The following is a 22,790-nucleotide window of genomic DNA, read 5'->3' as shown; positions in this document are numbered from 1 at the left end:
CCATCAGGTCCATCTACATTTTCCGGACTTCAATCGGTAGTTTTCCTTTATGGAACTCAAGCGACTGAACATTCTGCGCGCGCTCGACGAACACGGCACCGTCGCCGCCGCCGCGCAGTCGCTGCACCTGACCCCGTCCGCCGTCTCGCAGCAGTTGGCCGTGCTCGCCCGCGAGGCGGACGCGGTGCTGCTGGAGAAGCACGGTCGCGGCGTACGCCTGACCGCCTCGGCGCACGTGCTGCTCGGCCACGCCGACGCGATCGCGACCCGCCTGGAGCAGGCCCGAGCCGACCTCGCGGCGCAGCGCGACGGGCGGATCGGCCGGGCCCGGATCTCCGCTTTCCCGTCCGGCATCTCCGGCCTGGTCGGGCCGGCGCTGGCCCGGCTCAAGGTGAGCCATCCGGGCTGGCGCTTCGAGGTGGTCCAGTACGAGACCGAGGAGGCGCTCCCGCTGCTGCCCGCCCGGGAACTGGACGTGGCGGTCGTGATGACGCACCCGGACATGCCCGCGCCCGACCATCCGCGGATCGAACTGCACCCGTTGTTGGACGAGCCGTTCGAGATCGCGCTGCCCAGCGGGCACCCGCTGGCCGAGCGGGCCGAGGTGTCCCTGGCGGCCGACCTCGCCGACGCCGACTGGATCATCACCGCGCCCGGGACCGCGTGCCACGGGTTGCTCCTGACGGCCTGTCATCAAGCCGGGTTCCAACCCCGCCTGGTGCACACCTCGACCGACTTCGGCGCTCAACTGGCGCTGGTGGCGGCCGGTCTGGGGGTGACGATCATCCCCCGGCTGGCCCAGCCGGCCCTGCCGTCCGGCGTACTGCTGCGGCCGATCGCCGCGCCCGCGCCGCGTCGGCATCTGATGGCGGCGGTCCGTCGGGGGTACGGCCCGTCGCCGCTGCTGAGCACGCTGCGGGCGGTCGGCGCGGAGCTCGCGGCCCGGGACCGAGCGGGAGCCGGCCGGCTCTGAGGGCCGGCCGCCCCCGGTCAACCCCGCGCGGCGGCCTCGGGCGTCTCGGCGGGATCCGGATCCGGCGTGCCGGAAGGCTCCTGCGGTTCGTGCTTGCCGAAGTACGCGACGGCCACCGCGCCGGAGACCGCGAGCACGAAGCCCAGCACGGCCATCCAGGCCAGTCCGTCCCGCGAGGTGTCGCCGAGCCACAGCACGCCCACCGCGCCCGGCACCACCGTCTCGCCGACCACGAGCGCCGCCGTCGCGCCGTTCACCGAGCCGATCTGCAACGCGATGGTGTGCAGGTACATCCCGCCGATGCCACCGATCAGTACCGCGTACAGCGCCGGGTCGGCGGCCAGCTTGCCAAGGTCGAACGGGTCGACGCCGTCCAGGATCCGTACGCCGATACCGAGTCCGCCGAAGCCGAGTCCGGAGAGCAGGCCCGCGACGATCGCGCCGTTGGCGCCGAGGAAGCGGACCAGCACCGTGCCGCCGACGATCACCACGAACGTGACGATCAGCACCCACCAGTGCGTGGCGCGCGGACTGTGCCCGTCGCCCTCGGGCCCGGCCGCGATGCCGAGCAGGACCAGCGCCCCGCAGACCACCCCGATCGAGGTCCAGTCGGCCCGGTACAGCTTGATTCCCAGCAGCTTGATCCCGAGTACGGCGGTGATCACCAGGTTCGCGCTGATGATGGTCTGGGACAGGAACAGCGGGAGCAGCCGAGCGGCCAACGCGCCCAGCGCGAAGCCGACGAAGTCGAGCAGGGTCCCGACGATGAACTCCCACGTGACCGCGGCCTTGGCGGTCGAGGACAGGCTCGGACCGCCGTACCCGGTCACCTGGGCGGTGCCGCCGCCCCGCTCGGCCCGCTTGGCCTCCTCCTCGCGCGCGGATCGCCGCGACCCGACCGCTTGCAGCACCGACCCGACGCCGTAACACGCGGAGGCCGCGACAGCGGTGACCAGTCCGACGATCACAGAAGACTCCCATGCACCAAGATTTCGGATGTACCGCGAGGACGGCTACGGACACCCTGCCGGCCACGCGAGGGTGCGACGCACGACCCCCGCGGCGGCCCGTCCGCGCGCGGCTCGATGCCGACCCTCGCGCGGCGCCCTCCCCGCCTCGTCTCGCCACGCCAACGATCGTGTTCCGTACCCGGTTTCCGATTCGGACCGGCGGATCACATCCCATACCTGCGGCGTAGGCGGACCGTACGCATCTCGGTTGACGACGAGCGACGCGCCGCCTCGGAAGAGGCATTCGGGGGAATCTCCTGCGCGCCTTGTGACGATTTGTAGACTTATGTCCGATCTTTCATGAATGCACAGGAAACCGAACGCCCGGATCCGCGCGACGGGCCTCGCGCTGTCCGGAGTCGTCACCCTCGGCGGTGTGATCCTCGTCTGCGTGTTCGCTGTCATGGGCTTCGCCAAGCCGCTGCCCGGCGGCCTCGGCCCCTGTATTCCAGGGACCTGTCCGGACACCTCGAATGTCGAACCCAACTCCGGTCCGATCCTGGGTCGAGACAACGGCATCAACATGTTCGTCGGCGGTGACTGGTCCGTGCGCGGATCCGCCGCGGAGGCCGAGGGCAAGCTGGTCGCCCTCGGCAACTTCGACTTGAACAAGACATCCCCACCCGGGTCCAGCGTCTACAACGTGGGCGTCGTGGGCGTCGGCACCCGGGTGCCCCCCGACAACGGTACGGACTTCCTCACCGTCGGCGGCAACCTCACGGTCGCGACCGGCCAGAGCCTGCTCGCCGAGGAGGGAGCGGTCAGTGGCGTGGTGCGCTACGCGGGCAACTTCACCGGTGGCACCGTGACGCCCGCCCCGGTGAAGGACGGGTCCGCGGCGGCGCCGTACGCCGGGCTGCGGCCCCAGTTGACCGACTCCTCGAGCTGCTACGCGTTCCCGGACGGGAGGCTTCGCGCCGCCACGGGCACCGCCACGAACGTGGGCTTCGAGACGCTGTTCACCGGTGACGGTACGTCCGATCTCCAGGTGTTCAACGTCGACTTCGACATGGTCAATCCCAATCCCATGACCAACGGCGACCAGGGCATCTCGTTCGTCGGAATCCCCGCGACCGCCACGGTCCTGGTCAACCTGACCGGAACGACCCGGGTGATCAGCTCCTTCATCGGCAGCACGAGCATCCCCGCCGGGCTGCGCGAGCGGCTGCTGTGGAACTTCCCCGAGGCCACGTCGGTGACCATCAAGGGCTCTGCCCAGTTCCAGGGCAGCGTGCTGGTGGGCAACCCGGCGAGCACCACGACCGTGTCGGTGCCGGGGATGAACGGGCGGTTCTTCACGGCCGGTTCGTTGATCCACGAGTCGACGTCGGGTTCCGAGTTCCACCGGTACCCGTTCGACGGTGACCTGCCGGACTGCGGCGGACCCACGTCGGCGTCGCCGTCCGTGTCGCCGTCGACCAGCCCGTCGGCCTCGCCGTCGGCGTCTCCGTCGACGTCCCCGTCCGCTTCGCCTTCGGCGAGCCCGTCCGCCTCCCCGTCGGCGAGTCCTTCGGCCAGCCCGAGCGCGAGCCCCTCGGCTTCGCCTTCGGCCAGTCCGTCGGCCTCCCCGTCCGCGTCTCCTTCGGCGTCCCCGTCCGCGTCTCCTTCGGCGTCGCCGTCCGCGTCTCCTTCGGCCAGTCCGTCGGCCAGTCCTTCGGCCAGTCCGTCGGCTTCCCCGTCGGTGTCGCCGTCCGCCTCGCCGTCGGCCAGTCCGTCCGGCTCCTCCTCGGCCTCGCCCTCCGCCAGCAAGTCGGCCGTACCCTCCGGTGCGCACACCAAGCCGCACGGCGGCGCCGGTGGTGGCCACGCCGGCGGCCCGGGCGGCGGCCACGGCGGTAACGGTGGCGGTGGTGACGGCGGTGGGATCGGCGGATCCGGTGGATCGCACCTCGCGCACAGCGGGATGCCCGGCAGTGCCGCGGTACTGCTCGGTGGAAGTGCGATCGTCATCGGCATCGGTGTGGCCCTGATGTTCATCTACCGCTCGCGTGGTCGTAGCCGCGCGTAGCACCCATCCGACCCCCGAACGGCCCCCGATCTCCGAGGAGATCGGGGGCCGTTCCTACCTCCGGCGGCCGGTCCCGTCTCGGCGGCCGTCGTCGAGGGCCGCTACCCGAGCCAGGCGCCCGCCGCGATCAGGAGCGCGCGTACGCCGGTCTCGATGGTCGGCTCGATCACCGGCGCGAAGTACGGCGAGTGGTTGGCCACCACCGGTCGGCTCGGACCGTCCGGACCGAAGTCGGCCGGGTCGTCGCCGCCGAACATCCAGAACACCGACGGCACGCCGGCCTCGGTCGCGAACAGGCCGAAGTCCTCGCTCGCGGACGCCGGGCCCATGATCCGGACCCGCTCCTCGCCCAACGCCGCCGCGTGCGCGGCCCGGACCCGCTCGGTCTCGGTCACGTCGTTGACGGTGACCGGGAAGTTGTGGATCGTCTCGATCTCCGGGTCCCTCGGCGCGCCCGCCCCCTGCGCCTCGGCAACCGTCAACCGCTCGATCGCGGCCAACACCCGGGCCCGCACACCCTCGTCGAAGCTGCGTACGTTGACGCCCAGTTCGGCCTCGGCCGGGATGATGTTGTCCTTCGTGCCGGCCTGCAACCGGCCCACCGTGACCACGGCCTGCTCCATCGGACCCACCGTCCGGGAGACCACCGTCTGCAACCGCATCACCAACGACGCGGCCATCACCACCGGGTCCACCGCGTGTTCGGGCTGCGACCCGTGTCCGCCCCGGCCGTGCAGCCGGATGGTGAGCGAGTCGGCGGCGGCCAGCATCGTGCCCGGGCAGTGCGCGAGCATCCCGGCCGGCCCGGGGGCCACGTGCTGACCGAGCACCACGTCCGGACGGGGGAAACGCTCCAGCAGCCCATCGTCGAGCATCGCCCGCGCGCCCCGACCGATCTCCTCGGCCGGTTGGAACAGCGCGACCACCGTCCCGTGCCACGTGTCGAGGTGGGTCGCGAGCACCTGGCACGCGCCCAGCAGGCAGGTCACGTGGACGTCGTGCCCGCACGCGTGCATCACCGGTACGCCGTCTGCGGTGGTGACCGTCGACGCGTAGTCGAGCCCGGTTGCCTCGCGGACCGGCAGCGCGTCCATGTCCGCGCGCATCCACACCGTGGGTCCGTCCCCGTTGCGCAGCACCGCGACCACACCGGTGCCGCCGACGCCCCGGGTGACCGTCCAGGCCGTGTCGAGCCGTTCGGCGATCACGTTCGCGGTGCGGTGTTCGTGGAAGGAGAGTTCGGGGTGCGCGTGCAGGTCCCGGTAGAGCTCCGCGAGGCCGGGCGGAACCTCGTCCGGTCCGGTCGGCAGGTTCCCCATGGGGCAGCTCCTTTCGCGACCCGCGCGCCGTGCGCGCGTCGTTCGACCGCGTGGTCCGACAAAGGATGTACGCGGCAACGGTCTCAACATACTGTGACCTCCGTAGCGGTCGTCGGAAGCGGTCGACAAGCATCGGAGGGGTCACATGAGCGGGATCTGCGAGGGACGCGTCGTCGTCGTGACGGGTGCGGGCAACGGCATCGGGCGGGCGCACGCGCTGGCGTTCGCGGCCGAGGGTGCCAAGGTCGTGGTGAACGACCTCGGCGGCGCGCGCGACGGCACGGGCGCGTCGGCGGGTCCGGCGCAGGCCGTGGTGGCGGAGATCGTCGCGGCGGGCGGCGAGGCGGTGGCCAACACCGACGACATCTCCGACTTCGCCGGCGCCGAGGCGCTGATCGGGCAGGCGACCGAGACCTATGGCCGGCTCGACGTCCTGGTCAACAACGCGGGCATCCTGCGTGACCGGATGCTGACCAACATGTCCGAGGCGGAGTGGGACGCGGTGATCAGAGTCCACCTCAAGGGCACCTTCGCGCCCGCGCACCACGCGGCGGCGTACTGGCGGGGGCTGGCCAAGGCGGGCGAGCACGTCGACGCCCGGATCATCAACACCAGTTCACCGTCCGGCATCTTCGGCAACGTCGGCCAGACCAATTACGGCGCCGCCAAGGCCGGTATCGCGGGCTTCACCATCATCGCGGCGCAGGAACTGGGTCGCTACGGCGTCACGGTCAACGCGATCGCCCCCACCGCGCTCACCCGGCTGACCGAGGACCTGGCCGGTTTCGCCGACGAGGACGCCGCCGCGAAGCTCGCCGAACAACTCGCTCCCGAGCACATCGCCCCGCTGGTGGTCTGGCTCGGCAGCCCCGCCTCGGCCGGCGTCACCGGCCGGGTCTTCTCCGTCACCGGCAGCTCGATCAGCGTCGCCGAGGGCTGGTCCAACGGGCCCACGATCGACAAGGGCGCCCGCTGGACGCCCGCCGAACTCACCGAGGTGATCCCGGACCTGGTCGCCAAGGCCGCCGGCAACGCCGACATGAGCGGCACCCGCAAGTAGTCCACCCGAAAGTGCTTCGGTCCCTGGGGCGGCCGCCGTCGATTTCGCTTCGGGCGGCGGCCGTTGCCACGGCGAGGGCGCCGCACGAACGAAGCCGCCGGCCGCGCCCCGGGGGAGTGGGGTGCGGCCGGCGGGGGTTGGGCGGTGGGCTACTTCGTGATGCCGAAGCGCTCCAGGCCGAAGGCCTTGATCGCGTTGGTGCGGAAGAGCTTGTCGCACTCGGCCTGGGTCAGACCCGCCTTCGTGGCGATGTCGAAGGCGACCTTGTGGGTGTTCGGGAAGGTCGAGTCGGCGTGCGGGTAGTCGACCTCGAAGCAGATCTGGTCGATGCCGATCACGTCGCGGTTCCGCAGGCCGATCTCGTCGTCGAAGATGCAGCCGTAGATCCGGTCCTGGATGTACGAGCTGGGCTTCTGGGTCAGCGACGAGCCGAACGCGTTGTCGTCGCGCTCCTCCCAAAGCTTGTCCGCGCGCTCCATCACGTACGGCATCCAGCCGACCTGGCCCTCGGCGTAGGCGATCTTCATCTTCGGGAAGCGGTCGAAGACACCGGAGAAGATGTAGTCGACCATCGAGCCCATGGCGTTTTGGAAGGTCAGCACCGAGGAGACGATGAACGGCGCGTCCGGCGACGTGGACGGCATCTTCGAGGACGACCCGATGTGCATGCAGACGATGGTGTTCGTCTCCTCGCACGCCCGGAAGAACGGGTCCCAGAAGCGGTCCTTGTCGTGCACCGACGGCAGTCCCAGCGGAACCGGGTTCTCCGAGAAGGCGACCGCGAACGAGCCCTTCGCCGCGCACCGCCGCACCTCCGCGGCGGCCAGGTTCGCGTCCCACAGCGGGATGATCGTCATCGGCAGCAGGCGGCCCTTGCCGTCACCCGCGCACCACTCGTCGATCATCCAGTCGTTGTAGGCCTGCACGCACAGCAGCGCGAGTTCCTTGTCCTCGCGCTCGTAGAACGCCTGGCCGCAAAAGCGCGGCAGGATGTTCGGGAAGCACAGCGACGCGTCCACGTGGTTCGCGTCCATGTCCTTGAGCCGCTCGGACTGGATCCACGCGCCCGGCCGAATGTCGTCGAAGGTGACCGGCGTCACGTCCAGGGTGTCGAAGCCGACCGCGGCCGAGAGCTTGGGGAACGGGTAGACCAGGTCGTCGTACAGCCACCAGTCGCACCACTCGCCGTCCTCGACACCGCGCTCGTAGGAGAACACGCCGCCGATGAAGTTGAACTTCGCCTTGTCGCGCACCACGCGCGGGCCCCGGTCCTTGTACTTGGCGGGCAGCCGCGAGGTCCACAGGTCCGGGGGCTCGACCACGTGGTCGTCCACGGAGATGATGCGCGGGATCTCAAGCGTCATGACCTGCTCCTAGGTGCACGTGCGGTGGGCCTCGGTGGCGGCGGTGGCCCCGCTTGCTGCGCGTGGACCCTGCGCTCTCCAGGAAACCTGCTGACGGGTCGTCAGCCAAGCCCCTGTTCTTGCTAACGTTATGCCGACACGGCATAGGTGGGTATCCATGGAACTGCGCGACCTGAGATGTTTCCTGGCCGTCGCCGAGGAACGGCACTTCGGCCGGGCCGCGGCACGGCTGTACCTGTCCCAACCGATGGTCAGCAAGGCGGTGCGCCGTCTGGAGCAGCAACTGGGCACCCGACTGGTGGACCGATCCTCGCTGCCGGTGGCGCTCACGCCGCTGGGCGAGGTGTTCCGCAGTCGGCTCGACGAGTCGTTGCGGGTGCTCGACGACGCGTGCGCCGAGGTGCGTCGGCGGGCCAGTTGGGACGCCGATCAGGTGCGCGTGGGATATACCTCGGGCCTGGGCCCATCACTCGTGTCCGCCGCGATCTCCGCGCTGCACATCCGCCACCCGGCGCTGCGCGTGCAGTGGACCAGCGAGCCGACCGCCCGTCAGGTGGCCGACGTGCGCGAGGGTGTCCTGGACGCGGGGCTGGGCTGGCTGCCGGACCTGGGCCCGGGCTTCGAGTCCGCGCGGGTCGGTACGTTCGCCTTCGTCGCGCTGCTCCCGCAGGAACACGCGCTCGCCGGGCGGTCGTCGGTGAACCTGACCGAGTTGGTCGGCAGCGGCGAGCCGGTCGTGGTGTGGCCGCGGCAACCGCACCCCCGGCTGTTCACCCGCGTCACCGAGGCGCTGCGGCGGTCGGGGGCGACCGAGATCGTCGAGGCGTACGGCAGCGTGGACGACGTGATCGCGCGCGTGGTGGATCGCCAGGGGGTGGGCCTGTCGCCGCGCGGGTGGGCCCGGCAGCGTCCCGTGCGCGGGGTCGTCCAGGTCCCGCTGACGGGGGCGCCGGACGTCGCGGTGACCGCCTTCTGGCGGGCCGACGCGGACCACGAGGGGGTCGGCGTACTGGTCCAACTGCTGCGCGAGGTGGCGGCGGCCAGCGACCTGGCCGATCAGCTCTGAGCGGGCCGCACACCGCATCCGCCCGCGCGGCCCCCGGTGACGCGTGCCCGCGGCCCGAGTGCGCTTCCGCACGACCCCGCACACCGCGTCCCGGCGCGCGGCCCCGATGGCGCGCGATCGTGCCCGAAGCGTTGGCGAGGCCCTTCACCGTCCCCAGTAAAGGGCCTCCCCTGCTCAACGGCGCGGCCCCGTCGCCGGTTCCCGCCGCGCCGGACTCATTGCAACAGGCGCCCCAGCCGTCCCGGCAGGTTGGGCAGCCCGGGAATCCCCGGCGTGCCCTGCTGCCCGGCGGGCTGGTTGGCCGCCGCGGCCTGGGTCGGGATCAGATTCGGGTCGATGGAGATCTCCGAGGACTGCATCAGCACCGTTCCGCTACCGACGAAGTCGTACTGGTGCTCCTCGCCGGACGCGCCGCCCAGACCGGTCAACCGCCGCGCCATGCCCAGCGCGCCGCGCATGTACTTGGTGTCGAAGTGGTGGCACGGCGTCGGGCAGTCCGCCCAGCCGAGCAGTGCCTCGGGGTCCACCCGGATCGGCGGCTCGACGAAGTGCACCGCGCCGTTGGAGGCGGCCACGAACTTGCCGGTGCCGATCAGGGTGACGAACCCCGGCACGATCGACTGCTTCAGGTCCAGGCCGGGCTGGAACGCGAGCAGGTTGGCCGCCCGGATGGTCAGGTTGCCCAGTTCCAGGTCGTACGAGTTGACGTCGAAGCCGCGGTCGGCGAGCAACAACCGGCCCTTGCCCTGCGCGACGATCCAGTCCTGGATGTACAGCGGCGAGTTGAAGTTCGCGGTGACCAACCGGTCGAGCGCGCCGACGCCCAGCGCCTCGAACTTGATCCGCCCGTAATAGGCGATCATCTTGCCCTTCTGCACGAACCACTCGCCGTCGAGTGCCACGCAGAAGGCGTACGGATTGACGTTGTCGTCCTCCGGCAGCGTTCGTGCGTCGAACACCGCGGGGCCGGAACCGAGGGCGGTCACAACTTCTCCTCGCTCGCCTGGACGTAGACCGTGCCCGTGCCCGACAGTTCCAATTGGAACGCCTCGCCGGAACCGCGTCCGATCACGTCGCGCCAACCCACGTTGGCACCGATCCGGTTGTCGATTCGGCCGCGATGTGCCACATATGCCTGCGGGTCGACGTGGATCGAGCGGCCCGGCTGGACCGGCAACTCGATCACGCCGCCGTGCGCGAGCACCCCGCACCAGCCGTGGCCGGTCAGCGTCGTGGTGAACAGCCCCTGGCCGGTCGCCTGGCCGCGGATCATGCCGCGCACGCCGCCCTGCGAACCCATGAACATCGTGCCCTGCTGCAACGAGTCCTCGAACACGAGCAGCCGGTCCGCCTCCACATGCAGGGTGTCCCCGGTGATCTGGATCAGGTGCACGTGCCGGCCCGCGTGGCCGAACATCACCGTGCCGTCGCCCTCGGCCTTCATCAGCGGTACCGACTCGCCCGCCAGCCGCCGCCCGATCATCCCGCCGACGCCTTGGGCTCCGGTGGTGGTCGGGGTGAAGGAGACCTCGCCCCGGTAGGCCAACATCGCGCCGCGCAGGCAGTACAGCGTCTGCCCCGGACGTACGGTGGCCTCGATCATCTTGGAGTTGACCTGGTCGAACGTCACGTCTGGCCCCCGATGGTCTGCCGCTCGGTGGGCTGTACGTAGACCAGCCCCTCGCCCTGGAAGCGCAGCTGCACGCTCTCGCCGGATCCCTCGCCGATGAAGGTGCGCCAGTTGACATCCTTGACGAACTCCTTGCGGAGTTGCCCGGTGTGCGCGACATACGCCCCCGGGTCCACCGACAGCGGTTCGCTCTGCGACACCCGCAGTACGATGGCCGGCCCGTCGGAGGTGACCGCGACCGTGCCCTGACCGGACACGGTCGTGGTGAACAGACCCTGGCCGCTGGTCGCGCCGCTGAGACCGGTGAACTCGGTGCCGGTGCGCAGACTCTGGTCGACGGCGAGCAGGTTGCTCGACTCGACGTGCAGTGTCTCGCCGGTCAGCTGGACGAGATTGATCTCGGTGGCCCGGTCGGCGAACCAACAGGTGCCCTCACCGCTCACCTCCATGAGGGTCATGCCCTCACCGGTGAGACGACGGGTCACCATGCCGCGCAGGCCCTCGCCCCCACCCGACAGTCGTTTGAAGGTCATCCGTCCGTCATAGGCGATCATCGTCCCGTTCCGGGCCTTGACCGCCTCTCCGCTCATGCCCACCGCGAGAACTCGCGTGCCATGCATCACAAAGGTCGCCACGGTCCGGAAGCTAGCAGCGGGCCACCGGTTGCCGGAGGGTGGAAACCCCTCATCTTGCCGGGGTTTTACCAGCGGCGGGGCGATCGGCGGCGGGACCGCGGGTGCGGGAGGAAGCGGTGGTGTCGCCGGGACGACCGGGGCAGCGGTCGGGCGTCGTCGCCCGAACCGGCACGCGGTGCGACGGGCGCCTCGGTGGAGGACGCGGACGGCGCCCGCCCGCCGGGTCCGGCCTGCCCGGTGGAGCCGACCCGGGAAGAGCGGAGAACTCCCCACATGTCGGCCGTTCGGCGTCGGGGGTCGGGCATGTGACGGTCTGTCAGGTGCATCGGGTGGCGATTCGGGCGGTACGGCCACGCCGTTGCGTCGGCGCGGAGGGCCTCTTGTAGCTTGAGAGGGCAGCCGGCCGGATCCGGCGCATCGGCAGGCCGCGGACCGCGAGGAGTGCACCACCATGACGATGTTCGCCTCGCCCGAGGACGCCCGCAGTCGGCTCGGCGCCGTCGACTACCTGACCGACCCCGGCATCGCGACCGCCGTCTTCCTGGCCGACGCGCTCGGCAAGCCGCTGCTGATCGAGGGGCCGGCGGGGGTCGGCAAGACCGAGCTGGCCAAGGCGGTCGCCGCGGCCGGCTCCGCCGAGCTGATCCGGTTGCAGTGCTACGAGGGCCTGGACGAGTCCCGGGCGCTGTACGAGTGGGACTACCGCAAACAACTGCTGCGCATCCAGGCGGGCGTGGACGGGTGGGACGAGGCGCGCGCCGGGATCTTCGCCGAGGAGTTCCTGCTGGCCCGGCCGCTGCTGACGGCGATCCGTCGGGACGAGCCGACCGTGCTGCTGATCGACGAGACGGACAAGGCGGACGTCGAGGTCGAGGGGCTGTTGCTGGAAGTGCTCTCCGACTTCCAGGTCACCATTCCCGAGCTGGGCACGATCACCGCCTCACGGCGCCCGTTCGTGGTGCTCACTTCGAACGCGACGCGCGAGCTGAGCGAGGCGCTCAAGCGGCGCTGCCTGTACCTGTACATCGACTACCCGACGCCGGAGCGCGAGCGGGACATCGTGCTCACCCGGGTGCCCGGCATCCGCGCGCAACTCGCCGAACAGGTGGTCCGCACCGTCGCGTCGCTGCGCGCGTTGGAACTCAAGAAGGCGCCGTCCATCGCCGAAACCCTGGACTGGGCAAGGACGTTGATCGCGCTGGAGGCCGACGTGCTGGACGAGGAGGCGATCGCGCGCACGCTCGGCGTCGTGCTCAAGCACTCCTCCGACCACACGCGGGCCGCGAAGGAACTCGGCCTGCCCGGCATCGGCGGCTGATCGCCGATGTCCCTCCTGGACCGTCACACCGGATTCGTCCGGGCACTGCGGCACGGCGGATTGCCGGTGTCACTGGCCGAAGGGCTGGACGCCGCCCGCGCGTTGACCGTGCTCGACCTCGGAGACCGGGAGACACTGCGGGCCGCCTACGCCGCGTCGCTGGTCAAGCGGCACACCCACCGGGACGTCTTCGACACGCTGTTCGAACTGTGGTTCCCGGTGGGCACGGCGGCGACGACCGAGGTCGATCCGATGGACGCGGCGCCCGAGGAACCGGCCGGCGCGGCGCGGGGCGGGGCAGATCCGGACGTCGCCGACGCCGAGGTCTTCCGCGACCGGCTGCGCGAACTCCTGCTCGGCGAGGACGACATCGCGCTGCGCCGGTTGGCGCGCGAGGCGGTCGGGCGGTTCGGCGCCTTCGACGGGTCCTCGGGGCCCTCGTGGTCCGCGAACATGGTCGGTCGCGCCCTGGACCCGCGAACGCTGATGGCGGGCCTGCTGCGCGCGGTGCTGGGTGGCGAACTCCCGGGCGGGGTGGCCGAACGCAACGCGCGACGGATGATCCAGACCCGGATGGACCGGCTGAACGGGCACGTCCTCGCCGACGTACGCCGTCGACTCGCCGAGGAACGCGGTGTCGACCGGGTCGCCGAGACCGCGGTCAAGCCGGCGGTGGAGAACCTCGACATCCTGCGCGCGAGCCGGACCGACCTGATCGCGCTGCGCCGGGAGATCCAACCGCTCGCGCAGCGCCTGGCCACCCGGCTGACGATCCGTCAACGGGCGGGCCGGCACGGCCGTCTCGACTTCCGCCGCACGGTGCGCGCGTCGTTGTCCACCGGCGGCGTGCCGCTGACCACCCACCACCGGCCGCGCCGGCCGCACAAGCCCGAACTGGTGGTGTTGTGCGACGCGAGCGAGTCGGTCGCCTCGTTCGCCCATTTCACCCTGATGCTCGCCTACGCGCTGCGTGAACAGTTCGCCCGGGTAAGGGCGTTCGCGTTCATCGACACGGTGGACGAGGTGACCCGGTTCTTCGAGCGACCGGGCGGGGACGTCACGGAGGCGATGCGCCGACTGACCGCCGAGGCGAATCTGGTGCGGCTGAGCGGACACAGCGACTACGGACACGCGTTCCGAGTCTTCGTGGAGCGCTACGGCGACGTGATCGGGCCGAAGACCTCGCTGCTGGTCCTGGGCGACGCGCGGAACAACTATCAGGACCCGGCCCTGGCCGCCATCGAGGCCATGGTGGCGCCGGCCCGGCACGCGTGGTGGCTCAACCCGGAACCGGAGCGCGACTGGGACACCGGCGACTCGATCGCGAGCGTGTACGGTCGGCGGATTTCCATGATCGAGTGTCGCAATCTGACCCAACTGGGGTCGTTCATCGGCGAGTTGGCCTGATCGCGAGCAGTCGACCGCAGCCCGGGGATGGCCGCGAAAGTTCGGCCGAAGGGCTCGATCGAACGTGTTCGTACATTCGGGGGAGTGCCTTGACGTGCCGACTTGACTACCTCTCGGCAAGCCGCGAGGGTACGTGCCGTGATCACGGCACACGTCGATGCCCCTGCTCCGCGAGGCGGGCGGGAGAGATGCCTCGACGGTCGCCGCCGGCTTTTGAGGATGGGTGACAAATGCGAGCTCAGGCCGACGCTCCCGCATGGCGCAAGAGTTCGAAGAGCGGCGGAGGCAACTGTCTCGAGGTCGCGGTCCTCGACGGTGTACTCGTGCGCGACTCGAAGCAGTCGGCAATCGGTCCTCGGCTGCGATTCGCCGGAGCCCAGTGGCGGCTGTTCACGACGCTGACGGGTGCGGCCCGGGTATCCCGGTAGAACCCGCGGAGAGATGGTCGAGCGCTCGTCGAATCAACTCCTCCGCCTGATCGAGATGGGCGATCTGTTCGAGTCGCCAGAAATCCTCCAGGTAATTCAACGGCGCCTCGACCTCCGAATTCTCCCGAATGGTCAGATGCTTTTCCTCGGGACCCTCGACGGAGAGCACCAGACCGTCCTCGGGATCGCGGAACTCGAAGATCGTGTAGCCGAGATTCACGATCGAATTCAGTCCGGCGCTCAGCGGCGCGATCCGTACGAAGACCCGAGGGTATTCCCGGACCGTCAGCAGATGGCGCAACTGCTCGCACATCGCGGAAACCCCGCCGACCGGGCGATACAGCACACCTTCGTCGATCACGAAGTTCAACAGCGGCTCGTCCTCGCCGTTCTGCAGGATCCGCTGCCGGTCCAGGCGCAGCCGAACCTGCTCGTCGACGTGCCGGCCCGGGCTGAGGTGTTCCAGGATCGCCCGCGCGTACCCCTCGGTCTGCAACAGGCCGGGGATGCGCAGCGGTTCGAAGTTGCGGATCAGCGTGGCCGAGGACTCATAGCCCAGGAAGGTGAGCAGGGCCGGGGAGACGATCGTGCGATACGCACTCCACGGGGTGCGTCGCCGTGCGCCTCTGGCCAGGGCCAGGAGTTCGTCCACCCGGGTGCGGTCGGTGATGCCGTACTGCTGGATCAGCGCCCGCAGATCGGTGACGGTCACCCCCACGCCGCCGGATTCGATGCGGATCACTTTCGAAAGCGACCATTCCAGACGGGTCGCCACATCGCGTTGGGTCAATCCGGCCGCTTCGCGAAGTCGCCGCAGCTTGTCGCGTAAGCGCCGACGCAAAATCATCGGATCCTGGCTCGTCGGCATCCATGCCCTCCCCGTGGTGGTCGAAAAGATCACCCATCGGCTTTCCGGTCGGCCATCTCGCGTCTGGCGAGGTGGCAGAAAGCCAACGCACGACCGACATATCGAGCTGTACTGCATGGGGATACCCCACGGCAAGAGGCCCGGCACCCGAGGTCCCGCCACGCGTCGTGCCGGGCGGGAAATTCGGCCGGCCGCGCGAACTCGCGAGCCTGGGGCCGAGGTGGCGGGTGGGTGTGCGGATGCGAGTGGGGCGCGAAGCGGGTGGGCGCGAGCGGCCTTCGAGGCGGTCGTACATCCACCCGGTCGGTGCGAACGTGGCCGGTTTGTCGTCGCCCGATCGCCGGGTTCGATCTGTCAGGCTCGATCCCATGGACGCGAATCGGCTCGCCGTGGACTTCTGGGACAACGCCTACGCGGACGGGATGTACGCCGACGCCGGACCCGATCCGTTCGTGGACCGCATCCTCGCGGTGGCCGCGCCGGGCACCTCGGGCGTCGAGATCGGCTGCGGCAACGGACGCAACCTGATCCCGTTGACCGAGGCGGGCCTGGACCTGGTCGGCGTCGACCCCTCCCGCCTGGCACTGGAGCAACTGGCCGCCCGTGCCCCGGAGTCGACCCTGGTGCACGGCACCCAGGAGGATCTGCCGCCGGGTCGACGCTACGACCTGGTGATCGGCATCCAGGTGCACCAGCACGGCACCCGCGACGCCGCCCGCGAACTGCTGCGCGGCTCGCTGGCCCGGGTCGCCCCCGGCGGCCTGCTCGCGCTGCGGACCGCCTCCGCCGAGACCGAGGCGGTCGAGGCACACGAGGTGCTGGACGCCACGAAGGACGGCGGCAGAACCTTCCGCTACCTGGAGGGCTTCAAGGCCGGCCTCGTCGTGCACTACTACGGCCGACTCGAACTGGAGTCCCTGCTCCGCGACTTCGAACCGGTACTGCCGCTGCGCGCGGAACACACCGAACGCCGCGACCCGCCGGCGGGCATCTGGACCCACTGGGAGACGATCGTGCGCAGGCCGGCGTGACCGGGCCCGATCGGTCCCGCGCGGGCGCGGTCGCTCTTGTGATGGTTGTCGACCTGGGCTAGAGATCATCCGGAGGCGAGAGTCGATCGATCGTGAAGGAGCCTGCCATGACGGTGACCACCGAGCGGCGCGGACGGGTGCTGGTCGTCTCGATCCGGCGGGAGGCCAAGCGCAACGCCATCGATCAGCGGGTGGCCGACGGGATCGAGGCGGCGCTCAACCTCCTCGAAGACGATCCGGAGCTGTGGATCGGGGTATTGACCGGCACCCCGACGGTCTTCTCGGCCGGCACCGATCTGGCCGCCGGGCTGAGCCCCAAGGGTGAACGCGGCGGCGAGTACGGGGTGATCCGCAGGCGGCGGAGCAAGCCGTTGATCGCCGCAGTGGAGGGGTTCGCGCTGGGCGGCGGCTTCGAGATCGTGCTCGCGTGCGACCTGGTGGTGGCATCGAGCACGGCGCGGTTCGGACTGCCCGAGGTCAAACGCGGACTGATGGCGATCTGCGGCGGCACGTTCCGGGCCCCCCGGGCGCTGCCGCTGAATCTGGCCAAGGAAATGCTCCTGGTCGGCGACCCGTTGCCCGCCGAACGGCTGTACCAGGCGGGCGTGGTCAACCGGGTGACCGAGCCGGGCGAGGCGCTGGCGGGCGCCCTCGAGTCGGCCGAGCGGATCTGCGCGAACGGCCCGGTCGCGGTGCGCGCGAGCCTGAAGGCGGTCGAGGACGTGGTCGCGGCCGACGACGAGCTGGGGTGGAGCAGCACCGCGGAGGGGTTCGCGAGCATCACCGCGTCCGAGGACATGAAGGAAGGCGTCGCCGCGTTCCTGGGCAAGCGGGCACCCGAGTGGACCGGCCGCTGAATCGCTACGCCTCCACGTGCGCGGCCGTACCACCCGTCATCCGCAACAATTCGGCGTACGTGGTCGGGTACATGTGGTTGTGGTCGCCGGCCCCGGCCCAGACCACCTCGTGCTTGTCCAGCCAGGTGTCGACCAGGGTGCGGATCCGGAACGGGTGGCCGACCGGGGCCACGCCGCCGACCTCCTGGCCGGTGGCCGAGAGCACGAACTCCGGGTCGGCCCGGCGCATTTTGCGGATGCCGAGCAGGCGGGAGACGACCCGGGTGTCCACCCGGTGCGCCCCACTGGTGACCACCAGCAGCGGTTGGCCGTCGGCGGAGAACACCAGGCTGTTCGCGATCGCGCCCACGTCGCAGCCCAGTACCTCGGCGGCGGCCGCCGCGGTCGGCACCGTCTCGGCGAATTCCCGAATCTCTCCCGTGCCGCCGAGCGCGCGCAGCGCCTCGGCGACCTTCTCGACCGGCGTATGCATGAGGTGAGACTAGTACCCGTGCGGTGCTACCTTGACCGGCCATGACAGCCAATCGTCGGGTGCTCTTGATCAGTGGGTCGTTGCGGGCGCAGTCCACCAATTCCGCGCTGGTGCGGACCGCGCGGGCGGTCGCGCCGGAGGGGGTCGAGACCATCGTCTTCGACCAGTTGCACGCGCTGCCGCACTTCAACCCGGACGAGGACCGCGAACCGTTGCCGCCCGCCGTGGTCGAGTTGCGGACCGCGATCGACGCCGCCGACGCGGTGCTGTTCTCCACCCCCGAATACGCCGGTGCGCTGCCCGGCTCGTTCAAGAACCTGCTGGATTGGACCGTCGGCGGCGTGGAGACCAGCGACAAGCCGGTCGCCTGGATCAACGCGTCCACCAACCCGAACGGCGCGGCCAAGGCACACGAGTCGCTGCGCGTCGTGCTCGGCTACACCGGAGCCGACGTCGTCGAATCGGCCTGCGTACGCGTCGGCGTGGCCCGCGACGCGGTGGGCCCGGACGGCCTGATCGCCGACCCCGAGGTACGCGCGGGCATCTCCGCGGCCTTGACCACACTCACCCACGCGGTTCCCCCACGCGACTGACCGCCCCGGCCCGTGGAGCGGTCGATGGCCCGGGCGCTGCTTGCCCGGGTGAGGACCGGCTGATCCATCGCCGGAAGTGGCCTCCCGAACGGTGTTTCGCCGCTCTATGCTGACCCCGCCATCGAGACGGGGGTTACGCGTGCCTGTGATCGTGATCGCTCTGGGGATCGTCTTTCTGGTCGACATCCTGCGGGTGTGGTTGCCCTCGCTGATCACCGTGTACGGCGACGCCGGGGCCACTCCCGCCGAACAACTGGGCCTGTTCGCGATCGCGTGGTTCGCGGTCGCCTTCGCGGTGGTGCCGCTGTGCCGTCGGGTCGGCGGACGACCGGTCGCGGTCCTGGCCGGCGTGGCCATGGTGATGCTGCGGCTGTGGCTGCAGTTCACCGACGGCGGCGACGCGCAGCTCTACCTCGCGTGCCTGGCGCTGGTCGCCGCGCTGTGCTGGCTGATCGCGGTCGCGCACACCGGCTGGGACGCGAGCGTGGGCGTGCCGGCCGGCCTGGCGGCGGCGGTCGCGCTGCACGCCGGGCTCGGCACCCTCGACCCGATGTGGCTGGAGGTCTGGCGCGGCTGGGCCGTACTGGGCACGCTCGCCGTGGTGTTCGTCGCCGCGCAGGTGTGGATCCAGGCCCCGGCCGTACCCGCGCCCGGGCCGGTGTTGTGGGCCGTGTTCGGTCCCGCGCTGTTCCTCACCGGCGTGTTGTTCGGCAACGTCGGTGTCGCACATGCCGCCGCCGGTGAACCACGATGGGGCGTACCGGTGTTGGTGGCCGCATGGGCGCTCGCGGTGCCGGTGTCCCGGCTGCGCGGGGTGTGGGTGCTGCCAGTGGGTCTGGCGCTGCTGATCGCCGGCGTGGTCGGCGCGGGCTACCTGGAGACGAGCGCGCACGACGGCGTCGTCGGCCTGGCCCCCACCGGCGCGGCCGGTTGGCAGGCGCTGGGCGTGCTCGGCCTGGGTCTGGTCCTGGGCGACGCCGCCGCGCGGACGCGGCCCGCGGTGCGCTGGGCGCCGGCCTGGAGCATGGTCGGCTTCTTCGCGCTGACCTTCCTGCACTATGCCCGCTACGACATCGAGATCGGCGTACTGGCTCGCGGGCGGGTGCTGCTCCTGGGGGTGCTCGCGCTCGCGGTGCCCGCCGGCCTCGCGGCGGTACGGGACCGGCGCACACCCACCGCGCCCGAGCCCGAGCCGGAGGCCGCGCCCGTGCCCGCCCGGGCGCCGGTGCGTGGTCGGAGCCGGACCGTGGCGCACGGCGGCGGGCACGGCGGCGCCCGGTCCGACGTCCCGCTCGGCGGCCGAACCCGCGCCGGCCGGCCCGCGCAGCGACCCGGCCACCGGCCCGGCGCACGTCCCGGCGCCAAGCCCGCCACCGGTCGTGCGGGCAGTCGACCGGGAGCACCCGCCGTCGGCGGTCCCGCCGGACGCAAGGCGGATCGGGGTCGGGAACTCCCGCCGCCGCCGTCCCTGGCCGAGCGCGTGCACGCGCCACTCGCGCTGGCGACCGTCTTCCCCGTACTGATCGCCCTCGCCGCGTTCGGGCTGCGCCCGGGTGCCGGGTCGGCGCCGGAGCCGGACGTGGCGGCGGGGACGATGCGGGTGGTCACGTACAACATCCGCATGGGGTACGGCGTCGACGGGCGGTTCGACCCGGATCGCACGGCGGACACGATCCGGGCGTTGAAGCCGGATGTGCTGGTGCTCAACGAGGTGGACCGGGCCTGGTTCCTCAACGGCGGCCACGACGTGCTGACCCTGCTCGCGCGCCGGCTCGACCTGCCCTACCGGTTCGCGCCGGCGGCCGACCCGCAGTGGGGCGACGCGGTGCTGACCCGCAAGCCGATCCGGCACCTGGAGTCGATCAAGTTGCCCGCCGGCGGTGCGCCGACCGGTGCGCAGGCGTTGGGCGTGGTGATCGAGGCGGCGCCCGGGAAGCTCGTCGGCGTCGTGTCCACTCATCTCCAGGACGCCGACGACAAGGTCCCGCAGGAGCAGGCGGAGCGGGCCGCGGCGTTCGCCGTGCGGTTGGGGGCGTCGGCGCCGGTGGTGGTGCTCGGCGACATGAACGCGACGATCGACAGCCCCCAGATGCGGGCGTTCACCGGGCGCGGACTCGTGGACGGCCTGGGCCGGGTGCGGCCGTTGCGGACCTATCCGGCGGATGAGCCGAAGCAGGAGATCGACCAGGTCATGGTGGACCCGCGGTTGCGGGTCGCGGCCGTCGACGCGCCGCCGTCGACGGCGTCCGATCACCTTCCGGTCGCGGTGACGCTCGTGTATTGACCCGGATCGGGCGCGGGCGGGGAGGGCCCGCGTACGGTCGACCGCCGGGCGGCGGCAGGCGAGCGGGCCCGCCCGGGATCGACGGGTCACCCGGGCGGCGGCCTTGCGGGTGGGGAATGTGGGCACCGTCCTTCGGATGGCCACCATCGCGGTGGCTGCGGAGGAGGGGTGTGGGACGGTGACCGAGCGCGACGAGCCCGATCCGCATCGGTGGCAGGCGCTCGCGGTCTGTCTGATCGCGGGGTTCATCACCCTGCTGGACGTGTCGATCGTCAACGTCGCGCTGCCGTCCATCCGCGAGGGCCTCGGCGCGAGCGAGAGCGAGATCCAGTGGGTGCTGTCCGGCTACGCGCTGACCTTCGGACTCGCCCTGGTACCGGCCGGGCGGATCGGCGACGCGCGCGGTCGCCGGATGATGTTCATGACCGGCCTGGCGCTGTTCACCGGCGCCAGCGCGCTGTGCGGCGCGGCGCAGACCTCGCAGTGGCTGGTCCTGGCCCGACTGCTCCAGGGCATCGCCGGCGGCATTCTCACACCGCAGGTGTCCGCGCTGATCCAGCAGATGTTCTCCGGCCGCGAACGCGGCCGCGCGTTCGGCATGTTCGGCACGGTGATCGGCATCTCCACGGCCGTCGGCCCGCTGCTCGGCGGCCTGATCATCAAGGCGTTCGGCGCCGAAGAGGGCTGGCGATGGGTGTTCTACGTCAACCTCCCGATCGGCATCGTCGCGTTCGTGTTGGCCTGGCGCCTGCTGCCGGGGCCCGACCACGCGCATCGGGCCTGTCTGCGCGAACTCGACCCGATCGGCGTGCTCCTGCTCGGCTCCGGCGTGGTGTCGCTGCTGCTTCCGCTGGTCGAGGAACGCCAGTGGAAGGGGCCCGCGAAGTGGCTGCTGGTGCCGGTCGCGGCGGCGTTCTTCGGTCTCTTCGTGCTGTGGGAGATCCGCCAGGGCCGACACGGTCGCAAGCCGGTGGTCGACCTGGCGCTGTTCAAGGTGCGTTCGTACACGCTGGGCCTGCTGGTGATGTTGTTCTACTTCGCCGGATTCACCTCGATCTTCTTCGTCTTCACCCTCTACTTCCAGTCCGGACTGGGCTACAGCGCACTGCTCGCGGGCGTGGCGATCACCCCGTTCGCGCTCGCCTCGGCGGTGGGCGCCTCGATCGGCGGACGCCTGGTGAACCGCTTCGGACACGCGCTGGTGACCGGCGGCCTGGTGCTGGTCGCGGTCGGCCTGGGCGGCGCGATCCTGGCGGTGTACGAGGTGCCCGGGGAGGGGGCCGGCTGGGCGCTGGTGGCGCCGCTGGTGTGTGCGGGGCTGGGCAGCGGAATGGTGATCTCGCCCAACCAGACGCTGACCCTGGCCGAGGTGCCCCCAGCGCAGGGCGGGTCGGCGGGCGGGGTGTTGCAGACCGGCCAGCGGATCGGCTCGGCGATGGGGATCGCGGCGGTGGGGGCGGTCTTCTTCTCCCGACTGGCGGCCGTGCACGGGCAGGACTGGGCCGGGCCGCTGCGTCACGGGCTGGTGGTCTCGGTCGGGTTCGTGCTCGCCGCGTTCGTGGTCGCGTTCCTGGATCTGCGCAAGGAACGCGCGCCGGCGCCGGCCGAGGCGGGCCGGGGCGGCTCGCGGGTGACCCGGTAGCGTCCGGGCATGACCTTCGACATCCACGCGGCACTGCCCTCCGCGCTCGCGGATCGGGCCGGAGCCTGGGAGTTCATCCGCGCGTTCGCCGCCGACCGGTCCCGGGCGATCGGCGCCTCGGACGGCTACGACCCGACGGAACTGGACGCGAGCGCCGCGCGACTGGGCGTCCCGTTGCCGACCGCGCTCCGGGAGCTGTACGAACTGGTGGGGCGGCGCGCGGACCTGACGAGCAATCACGATGTGCTGCTGCCACCGGACAAGCTCTACATCGAGGACGGCGTGCTGGTGTTCCGCGAGGAGAACCAGGGCGTCGCGTGGTGGGGCATACGGCCGGACGGCGACGATCCCGCGGTGATCGCGAGCTACAGCCTGGCCGAGCCCGACGTGGAACGGTGGTCGGCCTGGCTGCCCCGGTTCTCGCTCGCGGCGATCGAGACGGTGCTGTCCGAAGTGCTGCTGTTCGACGACGAACTCGTCGAGGCGATCGAGTTCGCCCCCGAGGAAGTGGAGCAACTCCCGGAGGGACTCACCGAGTTGGCTTTTCCCGGATATCCCGAGTGCGAGGACCCCGGGAACCGGGTGCGCTGGTTCGCCGGCCCCGACCTGCTGGCCCGCTACGACGGCGGGATGATCCTGGTCCGCGCCCGCACGGAGGAGGACCTGGAGCGGTTCTTCGACGCGGTCTGCGGCGAAGAGGAGGACGAGGACGGGGAAGAGGACGGTAGGGACGGCTGACCCGCCGTCACCACGCGCCGAGGCCCGGAGCACCCCCGACGGGGCACCCCGGGCCTGGGCGATCGCAACGACCCGATCGCGACGAGA

Annotated in this window: 21 protein-coding genes; 13 read left to right on the top strand and 8 right to left on the bottom strand. The window is 71.0% G+C overall.

The window, feature by feature from the left end; all coding sequences use genetic code 11:
* The first annotated feature begins 49 nt into the window (after nt 1-49).
* Complete coding sequence (locus tag ACIBSV_RS31240) at nt 50-973, top strand: LysR family transcriptional regulator (protein WP_395868940.1); 924 nt, start codon at nt 50-52, stop codon at nt 971-973.
* Nucleotides 974-990: 17 nt separating this feature from the next.
* Here ACIBSV_RS31240 and ACIBSV_RS31235 read toward each other — a convergent pair whose 3' ends face one another.
* A complete protein-coding gene (locus ACIBSV_RS31235; protein WP_395868938.1) occupies nt 991-1,941 on the bottom strand; it encodes a hypothetical protein in 951 nt (316 codons plus the stop codon).
* A 346-nt stretch (nt 1,942-2,287) separates the two neighbouring features.
* Here ACIBSV_RS31235 and ACIBSV_RS31230 point away from each other — a divergent pair, with 346 nt between their 5' ends.
* Nucleotides 2,288-3,991, top strand: a complete 1,704-nt coding sequence (locus ACIBSV_RS31230) for a choice-of-anchor A family protein (protein ID WP_395868936.1) — start codon at nt 2,288-2,290, stop codon at nt 3,989-3,991.
* A gap of 101 nt (nt 3,992-4,092) precedes the next feature.
* Here the strand turns inward: ACIBSV_RS31230 and ACIBSV_RS31225 are convergent, their stop codons facing one another.
* On the bottom strand, nt 4,093-5,310 hold the full coding sequence (locus ACIBSV_RS31225) for an amidohydrolase (RefSeq protein WP_395868935.1): 1,218 nt from the start codon (nt 5,308-5,310) through the stop codon (nt 4,093-4,095).
* 145 nt (nt 5,311-5,455) lie between these two features.
* Between ACIBSV_RS31225 and ACIBSV_RS31220 the strand changes: the two genes are divergently transcribed.
* A complete protein-coding gene (locus ACIBSV_RS31220; RefSeq protein WP_395868933.1) occupies nt 5,456-6,370 on the top strand; it encodes an SDR family oxidoreductase in 915 nt (304 codons plus the stop codon).
* Between the two features lie 149 nt (nt 6,371-6,519).
* Here ACIBSV_RS31220 and ACIBSV_RS31215 read toward each other — a convergent pair whose 3' ends face one another.
* Nucleotides 6,520-7,734: an amidohydrolase family protein gene (locus tag ACIBSV_RS31215; RefSeq protein WP_020551241.1), complete on the bottom strand. Its 1,215-nt coding sequence runs from the start codon at nt 7,732-7,734 to the stop codon at nt 6,520-6,522.
* Nucleotides 7,735-7,891: 157 nt separating this feature from the next.
* Here ACIBSV_RS31215 and ACIBSV_RS31210 point away from each other — a divergent pair, with 157 nt between their 5' ends.
* Nucleotides 7,892-8,800 (top strand): LysR family transcriptional regulator, encoded by a 909-nt coding sequence (locus ACIBSV_RS31210; protein WP_395868931.1) that lies wholly within the window; start codon nt 7,892-7,894, stop codon nt 8,798-8,800.
* 215 nt (nt 8,801-9,015) lie between these two features.
* Here the strand turns inward: ACIBSV_RS31210 and ACIBSV_RS31205 are convergent, their stop codons facing one another.
* Genes ACIBSV_RS31205 through ACIBSV_RS31195 form a run of 3 tightly spaced genes read right to left on the bottom strand, consistent with a single transcriptional unit; the run spans nt 9,016 to nt 11,050 of the window.
* Nucleotides 9,016-9,786: an AIM24 family protein gene (locus ACIBSV_RS31205; RefSeq protein ID WP_395868929.1), complete on the bottom strand. Its 771-nt coding sequence runs from the start codon at nt 9,784-9,786 to the stop codon at nt 9,016-9,018.
* Nucleotides 9,783-10,403 carry an AIM24 family protein gene (locus tag ACIBSV_RS31200; protein ID WP_395869250.1) on the bottom strand — a complete coding sequence of 207 codons (621 nt, stop codon included), beginning with the start codon at nt 10,401-10,403 and terminating at the stop codon, nt 9,783-9,785. The genes ACIBSV_RS31205 and ACIBSV_RS31200 overlap by 4 nt, the downstream gene beginning before the upstream one ends.
* Before the next feature lie 23 nt (nt 10,404-10,426).
* Nucleotides 10,427-11,050 carry an AIM24 family protein gene (locus tag ACIBSV_RS31195; RefSeq protein ID WP_395869248.1) on the bottom strand — a complete coding sequence of 208 codons (624 nt, stop codon included), beginning with the start codon at nt 11,048-11,050 and terminating at the stop codon, nt 10,427-10,429.
* A 472-nt stretch (nt 11,051-11,522) separates the two neighbouring features.
* Between ACIBSV_RS31195 and ACIBSV_RS31190 the strand changes: the two genes are divergently transcribed.
* The 3 genes from ACIBSV_RS31190 to ACIBSV_RS31180 all read left to right on the top strand — a co-directional run bounded on the left by ACIBSV_RS31190 (nt 11,523) and on the right by ACIBSV_RS31180 (nt 14,218).
* Entirely contained in the window at nt 11,523-12,383 is an 861-nt protein-coding gene (locus tag ACIBSV_RS31190; RefSeq protein ID WP_395869246.1) for an AAA family ATPase, read from the top strand.
* Between the two features lie 6 nt (nt 12,384-12,389).
* On the top strand, nt 12,390-13,790 hold the full coding sequence (locus ACIBSV_RS31185; RefSeq protein WP_395868927.1) for a VWA domain-containing protein: 1,401 nt from the start codon (nt 12,390-12,392) through the stop codon (nt 13,788-13,790).
* Nucleotides 13,791-14,020: 230 nt separating this feature from the next.
* On the top strand, nt 14,021-14,218 hold the full coding sequence (locus tag ACIBSV_RS31180; RefSeq protein ID WP_395868925.1) for a DUF397 domain-containing protein: 198 nt from the start codon (nt 14,021-14,023) through the stop codon (nt 14,216-14,218).
* On the opposite strand, the gene ACIBSV_RS31175 is transcribed toward ACIBSV_RS31180, so the two are convergent.
* Nucleotides 14,181-15,203 carry a helix-turn-helix domain-containing protein gene (locus ACIBSV_RS31175; RefSeq protein ID WP_395868923.1) on the bottom strand — a complete coding sequence of 341 codons (1,023 nt, stop codon included), beginning with the start codon at nt 15,201-15,203 and terminating at the stop codon, nt 14,181-14,183. The genes ACIBSV_RS31180 and ACIBSV_RS31175 overlap by 38 nt on opposite strands.
* A 251-nt stretch (nt 15,204-15,454) precedes the next feature.
* Here ACIBSV_RS31175 and ACIBSV_RS31170 point away from each other — a divergent pair, with 251 nt between their 5' ends.
* On the top strand, nt 15,455-16,117 hold the full coding sequence (locus ACIBSV_RS31170; RefSeq protein ID WP_395868921.1) for a class I SAM-dependent methyltransferase: 663 nt from the start codon (nt 15,455-15,457) through the stop codon (nt 16,115-16,117).
* Nucleotides 16,118-16,224: 107 nt separating this feature from the next.
* Nucleotides 16,225-16,974 carry an enoyl-CoA hydratase-related protein gene (locus tag ACIBSV_RS31165; RefSeq protein ID WP_395868919.1) on the top strand — a complete coding sequence of 250 codons (750 nt, stop codon included), beginning with the start codon at nt 16,225-16,227 and terminating at the stop codon, nt 16,972-16,974.
* A gap of 4 nt (nt 16,975-16,978) precedes the next feature.
* Here the strand turns inward: ACIBSV_RS31165 and ACIBSV_RS31160 are convergent, their stop codons facing one another.
* The gene (locus tag ACIBSV_RS31160) at nt 16,979-17,446 is read right to left on the bottom strand and encodes a YbaK/EbsC family protein (protein ID WP_395868917.1); all 468 of its coding nucleotides are present in this window, start codon (nt 17,444-17,446) and stop codon (nt 16,979-16,981) included.
* A 41-nt stretch (nt 17,447-17,487) separates the two neighbouring features.
* Between ACIBSV_RS31160 and ACIBSV_RS31155 the strand changes: the two genes are divergently transcribed.
* The 4 genes from ACIBSV_RS31155 (at nt 17,488) to ACIBSV_RS31140 (ending at nt 22,703) form a co-directional block, all read left to right on the top strand.
* Entirely contained in the window at nt 17,488-18,039 is a 552-nt protein-coding gene (locus tag ACIBSV_RS31155; RefSeq protein WP_395868915.1) for an NADPH-dependent FMN reductase, read from the top strand.
* Between the two features lie 139 nt (nt 18,040-18,178).
* Entirely contained in the window at nt 18,179-20,323 is a 2,145-nt protein-coding gene (locus ACIBSV_RS31150) for an endonuclease/exonuclease/phosphatase family protein (RefSeq protein ID WP_395868913.1), read from the top strand.
* Nucleotides 20,324-20,459: 136 nt separating this feature from the next.
* The gene (locus ACIBSV_RS31145) at nt 20,460-21,965 is read left to right on the top strand and encodes an MFS transporter (RefSeq protein ID WP_395868911.1); all 1,506 of its coding nucleotides are present in this window, start codon (nt 20,460-20,462) and stop codon (nt 21,963-21,965) included.
* 9 nt (nt 21,966-21,974) lie between these two features.
* Complete coding sequence (locus tag ACIBSV_RS31140; protein WP_395868909.1) at nt 21,975-22,703, top strand: SMI1/KNR4 family protein; 729 nt, start codon at nt 21,975-21,977, stop codon at nt 22,701-22,703.
* Nucleotides 22,704-22,790: the final 87 nt, after the last annotated feature.

Origin of the sequence: Embleya sp. NPDC050154 (assembly GCF_044460165.1) — a bacterium.
Lineage (GTDB): Bacteria > Actinomycetota > Actinomycetes > Streptomycetales > Streptomycetaceae > Embleya.
This window is presented reverse-complemented; position numbering and strand designations above follow the sequence as displayed.

Coding starts and splice junctions, on each gene's coding strand:
- ACIBSV_RS31240 (WP_395868940.1), top strand. CDS start 50: ATGGAACTCAAGCGACTGAACATTCTGCGCGCGCTCGACGAACACGGC.
- ACIBSV_RS31230 (WP_395868936.1), top strand. CDS start 2,288: ATGCACAGGAAACCGAACGCCCGGATCCGCGCGACGGGCCTCGCGCTG.
- ACIBSV_RS31225 (WP_395868935.1), bottom strand. CDS start 5,310: ATGGGGAACCTGCCGACCGGACCGGACGAGGTTCCGCCCGGCCTCGCG.
- ACIBSV_RS31220 (WP_395868933.1), top strand. CDS start 5,456: ATGAGCGGGATCTGCGAGGGACGCGTCGTCGTCGTGACGGGTGCGGGC.
- ACIBSV_RS31215 (WP_020551241.1), bottom strand. CDS start 7,734: ATGACGCTTGAGATCCCGCGCATCATCTCCGTGGACGACCACGTGGTC.
- ACIBSV_RS31210 (WP_395868931.1), top strand. CDS start 7,892: ATGGAACTGCGCGACCTGAGATGTTTCCTGGCCGTCGCCGAGGAACGG.
- ACIBSV_RS31200 (WP_395869250.1), bottom strand. CDS start 10,403: ATGATCGAGGCCACCGTACGTCCGGGGCAGACGCTGTACTGCCTGCGC.
- ACIBSV_RS31195 (WP_395869248.1), bottom strand. CDS start 11,050: ATGCATGGCACGCGAGTTCTCGCGGTGGGCATGAGCGGAGAGGCGGTC.
- ACIBSV_RS31190 (WP_395869246.1), top strand. CDS start 11,523: ATGTTCGCCTCGCCCGAGGACGCCCGCAGTCGGCTCGGCGCCGTCGAC.
- ACIBSV_RS31185 (WP_395868927.1), top strand. CDS start 12,390: ATGTCCCTCCTGGACCGTCACACCGGATTCGTCCGGGCACTGCGGCAC.
- ACIBSV_RS31180 (WP_395868925.1), top strand. CDS start 14,021: ATGCGAGCTCAGGCCGACGCTCCCGCATGGCGCAAGAGTTCGAAGAGC.
- ACIBSV_RS31175 (WP_395868923.1), bottom strand. CDS start 15,203: ATGCAGTACAGCTCGATATGTCGGTCGTGCGTTGGCTTTCTGCCACCT.
- ACIBSV_RS31170 (WP_395868921.1), top strand. CDS start 15,455: ATGGACGCGAATCGGCTCGCCGTGGACTTCTGGGACAACGCCTACGCG.
- ACIBSV_RS31165 (WP_395868919.1), top strand. CDS start 16,225: ATGACGGTGACCACCGAGCGGCGCGGACGGGTGCTGGTCGTCTCGATC.
- ACIBSV_RS31160 (WP_395868917.1), bottom strand. CDS start 17,446: ATGCATACGCCGGTCGAGAAGGTCGCCGAGGCGCTGCGCGCGCTCGGC.
- ACIBSV_RS31155 (WP_395868915.1), top strand. CDS start 17,488: ATGACAGCCAATCGTCGGGTGCTCTTGATCAGTGGGTCGTTGCGGGCG.
- ACIBSV_RS31145 (WP_395868911.1), top strand. CDS start 20,460: ATGGCCACCATCGCGGTGGCTGCGGAGGAGGGGTGTGGGACGGTGACC.
- ACIBSV_RS31140 (WP_395868909.1), top strand. CDS start 21,975: ATGACCTTCGACATCCACGCGGCACTGCCCTCCGCGCTCGCGGATCGG.